Here is a 10,289-nt window from a genome sequence, read left to right as displayed (position 1 = left end):
ACCCGTGGCCGCCGTGGCCGGCGGTTCTGTGGCGGGCATCCTGGGCGGCATCGCGGCCGGTGTCGGCGACGGCGGTGCCTGTGTGGTGTCGTCGGTGTTCGTTTCGGTCACGGTGTTGTTACCTCCTGGGTTTCTAATTGGGGCCAGCGTCGGCGGCGAACCCCCTGTGCGGGAAATGAGACAGCGGTGAACAATTCGTCGGGCAGTTCGTAACCGAGGTGTGCCAGCAGCGCCCGCTCCGTCGCGGTGGCCGGACGCGGGCGGGTGCGCGGCGGAGACAGCCCCGCCCGTTTGAGCACGGCGTGGGCGCGTGCCAGCACTTTGGACAGTTCGGCGGGGTCGTTGGTGCCCCAGGTGCCCGAAGCTTTGTAGGTGCCGGTCCGGTGCCGCTCGGCGTCGGCGGCGGCAGTCGAATCCTCCTGCCGTTGAAGATCATCAGGCAGGCACGCGAATACCAGCCAACCTCTCGGGTCGGTGCCTTCGGCGGCGCGTTCCAACTGCGGGCCGACCCCCGGAATGGCGGTCATGATTCGACCAGCGATTCAGGTCCGTTGACCAACATGGCGGTCGTCGCGGCGGCCTGGTCGCGACGTAACCGGGCCACAGTCACGTCGCGGGGTGAGCCGGCTAAAACGTACATGCGCCAGGCGTCCATGAGCGCCAGCACGGCCTCAAGCCATTTATCGGTGCTCGCGCAGTGGGCGGCCAGGTCGGCAAGTTCGGCCGCGAAATCTTCATCCTCGGCGGTGAACGCGGCAAGGGCGCGCAGTACGGCGGTGTGGGTCCCGGCCGTGACATGCACGCGCGGGGTCGAGGTGTCCCAGTCGGGGTAATCGTCCGGCCCCGGATAGTGCGGGTGATCGGTCATTGGGGTGTTCCTTTCGTCGTTGCGTTGTGCGCGCGTGTGTTCTGGCGGTGCAGTCCGCACGGTTCGCCGGGATGAACGACGCCGATCCGGCACGGCCGTCCCGTCGTCTTGGTTGGACGGCCGCAGCGGTGCGGAACAGCTTCCAGACCAAGGCGATATTGGGTCGGCAGAGGCCCGGTTTGCTCGTGTGCTACAGCCGCGCAGGTGGGGTCATACCGCACCGTGTCGTCGCCGAGACTGCCGCGCTGTGCGAGCACCAGGTGTTGGCCGTCTGGCCCGATAGCGACGGCCGCGAGATAGTCCTCACTGCCGACGTCGCAGAGGCACACGGCGGAGGCGATGACGTTGGTGTAGCGGGCTATTGGGTCACTCATTCGCGGCCGTCCATGTATCCACGGCGGCGGCGTCACAGGTGAAGTGCGTACTGCCCTGGCCGCCGACAACTGGCTTCCCGCACACGGTGCATTTGGGTGCCCTCCGGGCGTTTGCTAGAGCAGAGTTGACGCGGCTGGTCATCCCCGGTGTTTCATCTGTGGGAGCGCCCGGCGGCGGATCTGTTCGCGGTGGGCGCTGCCCTATGGGTGCCGCCATAGAGGCCATAGATGCTGGGGTCTCAGGGCTGGCACCTATGGCGTCTATGCGGGCACGTATGGACCATACGTAGGACGCCCCCTTGCCGAACCCGTGGCGGTTGGAGTGGAGTTTCAGACGTTTGCGGGCCTTCTTTAGTACGTCCTCGGAAAAGCCTGCGAGTTTGCCGTCGCGGAGGACGTCGCGGGCGTCTGCGCTGCCGCCGTCCTGCTCAAGGTAGGCGGTGAGCCAGTGGTCAACTTCTCGCCGATCTTCGTCGTCACCGTCTGGGGCGGCGAGCAGTGATTGGGCGGTGTGGGTGGTCCGGCCCTCCCATTGCACGCGTGCTGCTCCAAAGTCACCGGCACCGATCAGCCGGTAGGCCATTGACTCCGGCGCGGGGCCTAGGTTGGACTTCACGCTCGCCAGCACCCGCCGGGTGTCGTCGTCGGGGTCTGCTGCTACCAGCAGTCCGGCGCGGGCAGCGCCAACGATGCCGATGGACCCTCCGCCGCGATACAGCGGGTCACCACCCTTGGCCTTGTTCAAGTGGCGAATCAACAGGATGGTGCAGCCGGTTTCGTCGGCCAGCTTCGACAGTCGCGATAGCACCCGCCGAATGTCTTGGTCCTTGTGTGAGTCGGTCCCAGTAGGTAGGTACGCCATTACGACGTCGATGATCAGGAGGCGCGCGCCGGTCTGAATGATCGCGTGGCGCAGGCCGTCGACGTCAGCCAGTGTTGGCATTCGCAGCGTGCCCTCGTCGTCGATTGGGACACCTTCGACGGCGTGCACTTTGGTGACGTCGGCACCGGCGGCGTCCGCTCTGGGTCGCACCGTGTCGGCGAGTCCATCCTCGGCGGACATTAAAAGGACAGCGCCAGGGTGCTCGCATCTGGTGCCGTCGGGCCATACCCCACCTGTAGTAACTGGGGCAGCGATATTGATTGCGAGAGTGGACTTTCCGAGTCCAGGGTCGCCGTCAAGGGTGACCAGCTTACCGAGGGGTAGGCGGCCGTCCCACAGCCACGACACCCGCTCGGGCTCTATATCGGCGAGTCGTGTCAACTTCACAGCGGTGGCGTCTTGACGGGGTTCGGCTCCGCCCCGATCCTTTTCGGCGGCACCGGAATAATGGCGACCGTCGTCACTGACGTTCATGCCGACCATCCCGCTCGGGTGACGCACTGTGCGGACAGCCGCCGGTACCCACGCCGCCATAACGCTCGGCAGGTGCCGGTGTCGAGCAGACCCGGCGTACCGATCCGGTCGAGATGGGTCAGCGCGGCCGCTGCGGCGTCGACCAGCACCTCGGAGGGGCCGTCAGCGTGGCATTGGTGCCGGTCAACATCGGGGTCGCGGATGCAGCCGCACGCGCCGATTGGTGGGAGGCGGTGGCTGGCTGTCCGGCGGCAGCGAAGCTGCATGGGGACCGACGCGTTATGCTCGGACCTATCCGCTGCCGTGGGTTCTGATGGGGCCGCCGACTCGCCCAGTCGGCGGCTCTCTCGTTTCGTTTTCACGATGACACCGCGCCGCCGTAGGACTGCATCAGGGAATCGTCGATTTCGTTCAAATCGACTCTGACCAGTCGGGTGCCGGAGCGGTAGCCGGTGAGGCGACCGTCGACGATCATCTTCCGAATCGTGCGGTCACTGACGCCGATATAGTCCGCTGCGTCATTGACCGTGGCGTAGCGGCGGCGGCGGGCGGCCCGATTGGGGACTTCCGGCGGCGCTGGACGTGTAGATGTTTGAGGGAGAGCCAATTGAACCAACCAACCTTTCGCTAGGCGACACCGAACCCTCGCGCTCTCCTAACGCGGTTCGGTTGGTTGGTTGGGGTCTGTCATCCGTGTCCCGGATGCCGACCTCGCACCTCAGGTTACAGGAACATTCAGTGAGCGCGTAAACGCGTCACCGTGGGCGTGTTGTTGCTAGCCGTTCGCCGCGAGCTTGGACAGCAGCGCGGCGATTTCTCGATCCCGTCCCGCTGCGGCGTGCTGGTAACGCAGGGCGGCCTGTGGTGTCGAATGACCTAGCCGCGCCATCAATTCCGCCAGCGTGGCACCTGTGCTCGCAGCGAGGACCGCACCACTATGGCGCAGGTCGTGGAATCGCAGGTCCGGTCGACCGGCGGCCTCACGCGCCTTGTAGAAGTGTCTCTTCAACGTGGCCGTTGCCAGGTGCCCGCCATGCTCAGCGGGGAAAAGCAGCGAATCCCGCTGCTTGCCAACGAACTTCGCTAAGTGGTCCTCTATTGCCGGGACCAGGTGCGGCGGAATGGCTACGTTGCGCGAACCTGCATCGGATTTCGGTGTGGTCACCTGGAATCCGCCATCCACCCGAACGACGCCACGGCGCACACGGATAACCTCTTGGCTCAAGTCAACATCGGCGCGGCGAAGCTCGGTGAGTTCCCCGAACCGCAGCGCACACCACGACGCCAGCAACACCATGACCCGGTAGCGCTGCGGCATCGCGTTCGCGAGTGTTTCCAGTTCGTCCAACGTGGCAGGTTCGATGTGAACCTGTCGTTTGGTGGTGCCAGCGCCACGAATCACACACGGATTGTTGCTGATTTTCCCGTCACTCGCGGCAGTCGCCATGATGGTCCGCAGCAGCCCGTAGGCGTGGGCGCGCAGCGTCGGCGTCCCGGTGCCCATCCGGGCGTACCAGCCGCGCACGTCGTCGGCGGTGATCGACGTCAGCGGCAGGGTGCCGAACGCGGGCAGCAAGTGTCGGTCGAGCAGCTTGTCGTAGTGGTCGCGGGTCCTGTCTTTCAGATCGCGTCGGCCCATCCACTCATCGGCGTATGCGGCGAACGTCTGCCGGGTGATCTTCGGCTCGTCGGGCGGCCGCCACGCGTTGCGGACAATCTCGGCCTGCCGCAGCGACAGCCAAGACCGTGCCTCCCCTTTGGTGAGAAACATGGTCGGCGCGGTGTAGCGGCGGCCGTCAGGGCCGACGTAGCGCGCGCGGTAGCGTCCGCTCGGGCGGCGCTCCACTGTGCCGAATCCAGCGCCGCGTGCCATGGCTGCCTCCCTGAATGACTGGGGCTATACGGGGACTCATCATAGCAAATTCACTTCCGTGAGCTTCAACATGGTTCACACTGGTCATGCAGATAAGTGGCTATTTCTGCTGGTCGCTGGCAACCGGCGACGCTGGTTCAATCCCAGTATCGCGCACCACAGTTTGTGCAGTTCAGACGCCTATTCTGAGAATCTGAACTGGACTCATGCCCAAAACGTGCCCAACGAGCGGCCAAGTGCCGTGTCACTCCATCGCGAAGCGAGTGCTTGCGGATGCCGCAACGTCGACTGGACGGCGAACTTCCGCCTGGTCTTAGATCGGGCGCACGACAATGTTCAACTGCGACTGATTGCATGCGCGCACGCGACCTCTCCTCGGCGGCCGGTATGCGTCACAGGCCGGCTGATGGGGCTCTTCGGGGACGGGTCACTCAAACTGTCACAATCTGGGAAGAAAATTGATTCGAACTTTCGTCACCGCGTCCGGTGTCAGGAATCACCTTGCAACCAGCGTTGGTTTGCTTGCACTGCTGCCAATGATCATGGCCATCTCGCCCTTGGCATCCGCGCAGCCGAACCGGTGTCCGGCTCCATCCGGACCATCCACGAACGCAGTGATCGGCTGTTCTTGTAACTGGGGAAGCGCTCCAACCCGCACCTCTGGCGGGGCAGCCGCTTATTGTCAGCACATCGTAGGAGTGGACGTTCCGGTGGGTTTCTGGTCGTACAGCGACACGCCAATCTCTGTTCCGCCAGGTCCGATCAACTTCAATATGTTCGTTTGCCAGTCGGAGACGAACCGCTCTCCAGACGAGTGCGCGATCTACCTGAGCGAACCGAGCTATGCCGGCAACGGGACGCCGCACTACTGAGCGGTTCCGAACAATTCGTGGTGCTTGCGCACCATGTAATTATCGTCCGTGAGGTAGACGACGTAGAGCAGCCCCCTCACGAGAAGGCTCAGCGTCTCCAGGTCACTGAAGTACATATGCATGTCATGGGCCGATTCCGGGTCGCTGGAGCAGCTCGATAGGTGCGCACATTGTGTGGCCGTTTCACCCAGATATCGCCGCAACACCACGTCACTTTCGGCGGTGTGGAGATCGGTAACTACGTGGACGACACCCGCGCCTTCGATCGGCACGTTCGTATGCAATTTTGGGTGCCCGACACCATTGCTGTGCGGCTTACCGAAGGCATCAACCAACACACACTCCTCCGGAGGATGTGGCGGAACCCTGGGCATACCAACACTTTATCGATGGCCACCGACATATCTTGCATGCTTGCACTGACGCTACGAACCTGCCGTCACGACTTAATGCGACATACCTGTCGGACACCGAATACCAGGAAGTCCAAACAGCCGGGGGCACCGGCAGGCACGATCAGATGATGGCCGCAACAGACAAGATCGCCGAGTGCGTCGAACATTACAAGAAACTGCTCCAATCTCGACCGCGGCCGCCCCAGTCGCTATCGCAGGCACCGGATAGTCAGCTCCACGTCATCGTCAAACGGGCCGGAGCGAAAAGGCGCTCGGATACCTTGCTGGCTCGGCTCGACGAGGCCTTCGAGAAGGAAAGGATCGCAACCTATCCTCGGTTGACCGACCCCGATCTGAAGTCAGACGACAGGGTGTACATCCTCGACGCGGCGAAGCCGATCAAGGGTTTGGCGCCGATGCGGGAACTCTTCCGTGACGAGACCACCCTTCAAGAGTTCATCTGGAAGCACCACGACTGGTTTCCCGACCTACGAAGACTCGGTCTGCACGATTTCAAGCAGCAAGCCGCGCTGGGGAGCGGTCGCCGCCTCGATCTACTCTGCAAGCGACGAGGCTCCAAGCAATTGGTGGGGATCGAGTTGAAGGTCCGCGAACCCGACGACCGTGCTGTGGGCCAACTCCAGCAATACCTCGACGATCTCGCCGACCACGCCCAAACAAACGGCTACGATTCAGCGCACCTCATCGTCATCACCGGTCAACCGGACACGTCGGTGCGCAACCGCGTCGAGCAGTACGCAGCCAGGCAGGGCCACGAGGTCACCTTTCTCCTCTACAGGGTGCACATGGAGCTGACCAGTCACCCTTAGTGGCACCGCTCGACGGGCTTGAGTTCGTGCGAGTGTGCAGAGGCCAGTGGATTGGTGTCGACTCTGCGCTTTCTGTCAGTGCCGGGTGCATAGGAGGCCGTACTGCGACTTCTTCGACATCGCCGGACTCTGCGATGTGTGCGACGCGCTGTAGTCATGCCAGGCGTACACGCAGGAGAGCAAAAGGTATTCGCAGGCCCCCTCACGGTACGAATGACGGCTGGTCGCATGCAGTCACCGCCACGATGTAGACGCAAACGGGTTCATGAGGGCGGCGGAGTCTGTGTCGCCAGCTGTCAGCCTGGTGTAGACCACCCGGGCTAGGCGGCGTTTCAAGCGGCGCAAAGGCAGGCACGGGGCTCACCAGCTCGACTCGCTCGCGGTAGTACGCGAGGGCTGCTCCGTCGGCCAGCAAACAAGTTTGTAGGGAAACACCCGATTCGTCCGCGTTGTCGCCGCCATATCTTGATCTAGGGGGTCGAGTTGGGCCGCGCTTCGCGCGCCTATGCGCCCGCAACTAAAATCTTGGGAGGGAAGATGCGCATCCAGGTCAGCGCCGCAGCGGGGCTGGCGGCCGCTTTGTGGTTATCGGTACTGAGCGTGGCACCGGCCAAAGCGCAACCGAACCCCTGCGACCCCTCAGACATCAACTGCGTGTACGTGCCCTACACGTGCAACTACGACGTCCTTTGTGATGCTGCTGGAAACGTGATCCAAGGACCACCGCTCGGCAGCGGCGGCGTTCGGCTAGGCAACGGTCAGATCTGCGAGGGCAACGGATGTACACGTCCGTGACGGCATTGATACGGCTGGCGGCGCTCTCATCCGCAGTGGGGATGGCATCGGCCCTTGCCCTTACTGCACCCGCAGCCCAGGCCGAACCGACCCTGATCCCCGGCATAACGGTCATGACGATCGTGAAGTGGAGCGGTACCGACTGCATACCTGCACAGACCGCTGATGGGCAGCGCGACCTGTGTAAGACCGTCGGGCAACCGCGTAGCGAGGCTGTCGTCGAACATGGCAAGGCCGTCGGCGACCTGGTCGGGCTAGACCCTGCTATGGGCAAGGCGGCCTGGGTCAGCTGTGAGCTGTTCCTAAACGGCAGCCCGACGATGAGCGATGCTGCCCTTGCTGGTGACGGGTCCGACGTAACGTGTCTGACGGTGTTGCGGTGAGCGTCGTCAAGCTGGGTCTCGCCGCCGCAGTAGTGGCGGGGGGTTGCGTTGCCATGGGTCTGGCGACACCACCGGCCAGCGCCGACGAACTGACCTACACAGCACAGGTCCGCACCACGGTGCGCGAATATATGACCTACGGGCAGTCGGTCGTTCTAGGTGACCTGGCTTGCGACACCATCGCCACCCACGGCGAGTACAACCGCGAGTGGTACTCAGGCGAGGGACAAACATATGCCACGATCGCCCGCACCCAGTCTGTACTGGGATTGGAGATGTCGATCCCCGATGTGGTTGCGCTCATCGATGCCGCAGACACCCACTTGTGCTGATTGTGTCTGACTGTTTCTCGCCGCAGCAAACAAGTTATAGCGAAATCCTGATTCCTAACCCCTAAGAACGCCCTACCGTTTGATTCAAGCGCGACCAGGAGGCGCTGGCGCGCCCACCATTCAATCAACTTTTCTGGAGTTGCTTTGACGCGCAAAACGCTGATAGCGGCTGCACTAGCCGCTGCTGCTATCGGGGGTTTCGCAATCGCCACGGTAGCGGACCCGGGCTGCTTCGGTAGCAATCACCGCCAATTGCGCAAGCGACGAGTACGAGAACTCTCAGCCGAACTAGAGGGTCGCATGCAGCAAGCTCGAAGCGCTTGTAACAGGCACGAATGAACGAGGAATCAGGGGTAGCCTCCACCAGCGTGGGGGACGAATGGCGGGCACGGGGGTCGAATGACATGTCGAAGACAAGCGGGTCTATCCGAGAAGGAAACGCGGTCAGAGTAGTCGCTGGGAAGCACCACGTCGGAGAGATCGGTGAAGTCACTCGAATTTACGAAGACCACATCTTGGTGCGGTTCTCCGCGGACCCCGCTGAGTACGCCTTTGAAATACCAGAACTCAACCTCACAACGAATCCGGCTCCAGAGCAAGGAAAAGAGGCCTCGAAATCTACTACGGCTTCAGGGATCACGAAACTCTTGCCGGGTCAGTCCGTAAGGGTAGTCGCTCCCGGAGACGAGTTCGACGGACGGGCTGGCACGATCTTCAGGATCGTCGACGACGACGAGATTTTCGACGACATGAACGTCTTCGTTGCGTTCGCCGGTGAGGACGACGCAATATCTTTCCGCAGTGACGAGATAACTTTGGAGTGCGCGCCCCGAGCGCCTCGCCCGCGGGCCTCGTCACAGGATTCGTCATCCCTGCAGAAACCCACGACTCCGACCAAATCGACAAAGCCGCAGAATGTGGTCCCGAAAAGCGCCTCGTCGAGTGTCAAGAGTAAGTCATCTCCGCACGCCGGGCTACCGAAGCATCCAGGGAGTCCGAGCGCCGTGGAAAGGAAGCAGCCGACTGCGGAGTTAACGCTTCCATCGAGAAAGGCAGCGCCGCCCCCGCGGCAAGCTGCGCAGGAAAGTCCACCGAAGGCTCTGTCCAACCCGCCACCAAGACAAGACCGGTCTAGCTATTTCGACGGCAAGCCCTCGATGGTCGAAAGACCATCTCCGGCCTCAGGCAATTCCTGGTTGCAGTCGATCAAGGACACCGGGCTAGGGCAGGTAAAACGTGGAAGCTCGCGGTGGGTCGCCGGTATGGCAATCATTGCCGTTGGAGCAGCGCTGTTCCTATCAGCGTTCCTCGAGTGGGGCCGGACCACTGTCTCGGGCTACGCAATCGCGATGTCTGGGCTTGGCCAGGTGTCGGTATATGGCTCCGATAACGCGCCCCTCACTTCTTTCCTGGAAGAGCAACTCCAAGATCAGGTGAGTTCGTCAGTGCACAACCCTGGCATCTGGACTGCGCTCGTCGGCCTAGTCTCGATCCTCGGCGGCTTGGCCTACGTATGGACCGCTCGGCGTAGCGAAGCGTCTATTGTCGTCGCGATCGCTTGTGGCCTCGCGTTCTTGGCGTGCATCGGCAACGTCGTCAACCTTGCGTCGATGATGGGAGATGTCTCGGAATCTGGTAATTACTCAATAGGATTCGGCCTCCTTCTCGCATGTGCGTTGGCGCTGACTCTGGTCGGATCTGCCGTCACTGCATTTGTTCTGGAGCGCATCTCGATGAACAACCGCTAGGTGTGTGCTAGAAATTGTCGAAATGCTAGTGGCTAACACGCGCCCATGCCGCTAAGAATCGGGGAAACCTTCGCCGAGTACCGGGTCCTGCGGCTGCTCGGCTCCGCCCAGTCAACGTGCGAGCCAGGCAGCGAGGCCTTGTGCCCTACGCGGAGATCGCAGTTAACCTTCTACCGAGTCAGGGTGCTGACGAGGGCAAATACGAGTCGTCCACACATCCGACGGTGGTTGATCTGGTCGTCGGTCCTGGGGCTGACCGAGCAGAACAGGTCGTCGCTGCCCAGGAACTGATGAGAAGCACGGGTCGTGATCCTGAAGTGGTGCGCGCCTCGGAGGTCACCTTCCGGGGCTAATCAGGACTGCTGACGGCACTCATCGAAAATCCCCGGCTGTGCTCGCCGAAATTCCTCACCTGTGAGCAGCGGTCAGTGTAGTTGTTGGCGAGTGCCGGTGGTGGTTCGG

11 protein-coding genes are annotated in these 10,289 nt (G+C 62.4%); 5 read left to right on the top strand and 6 right to left on the bottom strand.

Translation table 11 applies throughout. The annotated features are described in order from the left end of the window. Positions 1 to 107: 107 nt before the first annotated feature. From A5752_RS00820 to A5752_RS00800, 5 genes are all read right to left on the bottom strand, one after another. The gene (locus tag A5752_RS00820; protein ID WP_067080594.1) at positions 108 to 527 is read right to left on the bottom strand and encodes a hypothetical protein; all 420 of its coding nucleotides are present in this window, start codon (positions 525 to 527) and stop codon (positions 108 to 110) included. Then, positions 524 to 868 (bottom strand): hypothetical protein, encoded by a 345-nt coding sequence (locus A5752_RS00815; RefSeq protein ID WP_067080588.1) that lies wholly within the window; start codon positions 866 to 868, stop codon positions 524 to 526. Before A5752_RS00815 ends, A5752_RS00820 begins: the two co-directional genes overlap by 4 nt. A gap of 366 nt (positions 869 to 1,234) precedes the next feature. Then, positions 1,235 to 2,599, bottom strand: a complete 1,365-nt coding sequence (locus tag A5752_RS00810; RefSeq protein WP_197500509.1) for an AAA family ATPase — start codon at positions 2,597 to 2,599, stop codon at positions 1,235 to 1,237. Positions 2,600 to 2,957: 358 nt separating this feature from the next. After that, a complete protein-coding gene (locus tag A5752_RS28135; RefSeq protein ID WP_067080582.1) occupies positions 2,958 to 3,206 on the bottom strand; it encodes an excisionase family DNA-binding protein in 249 nt (82 codons plus the stop codon). 168 nt (positions 3,207 to 3,374) lie between these two features. Next, on the bottom strand, positions 3,375 to 4,472 hold the full coding sequence (locus A5752_RS00800) for a tyrosine-type recombinase/integrase (protein ID WP_067080579.1): 1,098 nt from the start codon (positions 4,470 to 4,472) through the stop codon (positions 3,375 to 3,377). 58 nt (positions 4,473 to 4,530) lie between these two features. Between A5752_RS00800 and A5752_RS27325 the strand changes: the two genes are divergently transcribed. Next, complete coding sequence (locus A5752_RS27325; protein ID WP_156613494.1) at positions 4,531 to 5,106, top strand: hypothetical protein; 576 nt, start codon at positions 4,531 to 4,533, stop codon at positions 5,104 to 5,106. 231 nt (positions 5,107 to 5,337) lie between these two features. Here A5752_RS27325 and A5752_RS27320 read toward each other — a convergent pair whose 3' ends face one another. Next, entirely contained in the window at positions 5,338 to 5,682 is a 345-nt protein-coding gene (locus A5752_RS27320; protein WP_231983292.1) for a hypothetical protein, read from the bottom strand. A gap of 17 nt (positions 5,683 to 5,699) precedes the next feature. On the opposite strand from A5752_RS27320, the gene A5752_RS00795 reads away from it, so the two are divergent. The 4 genes from A5752_RS00795 (at position 5,700) to A5752_RS27315 (ending at position 9,827) form a co-directional block, all read left to right on the top strand. Continuing rightward, entirely contained in the window at positions 5,700 to 6,569 is an 870-nt protein-coding gene (locus A5752_RS00795) for a PDDEXK family nuclease (protein ID WP_067080576.1), read from the top strand. A 779-nt stretch (positions 6,570 to 7,348) separates the two neighbouring features. Beyond that, positions 7,349 to 7,747 carry a hypothetical protein gene (locus A5752_RS00790; protein WP_067080574.1) on the top strand — a complete coding sequence of 133 codons (399 nt, stop codon included), beginning with the start codon at positions 7,349 to 7,351 and terminating at the stop codon, positions 7,745 to 7,747. Continuing rightward, positions 7,744 to 8,079, top strand: a complete 336-nt coding sequence (locus A5752_RS00785) for a hypothetical protein (protein ID WP_067080571.1) — start codon at positions 7,744 to 7,746, stop codon at positions 8,077 to 8,079. Before A5752_RS00790 ends, A5752_RS00785 begins: the two co-directional genes overlap by 4 nt. 404 nt (positions 8,080 to 8,483) lie before the next feature. Beyond that, complete coding sequence (locus tag A5752_RS27315; RefSeq protein WP_156613490.1) at positions 8,484 to 9,827, top strand: hypothetical protein; 1,344 nt, start codon at positions 8,484 to 8,486, stop codon at positions 9,825 to 9,827. Positions 9,828 to 10,289: the final 462 nt, after the last annotated feature.

Source organism: Mycobacterium sp. 852002-51961_SCH5331710 (assembly GCF_001665535.1).
Classification (GTDB): domain Bacteria; phylum Actinomycetota; class Actinomycetes; order Mycobacteriales; family Mycobacteriaceae; genus Mycobacterium.
The sequence above is the reverse complement of the archived record's forward strand: the minus strand, read 5'-3'. Positions and strand labels throughout refer to the sequence as shown.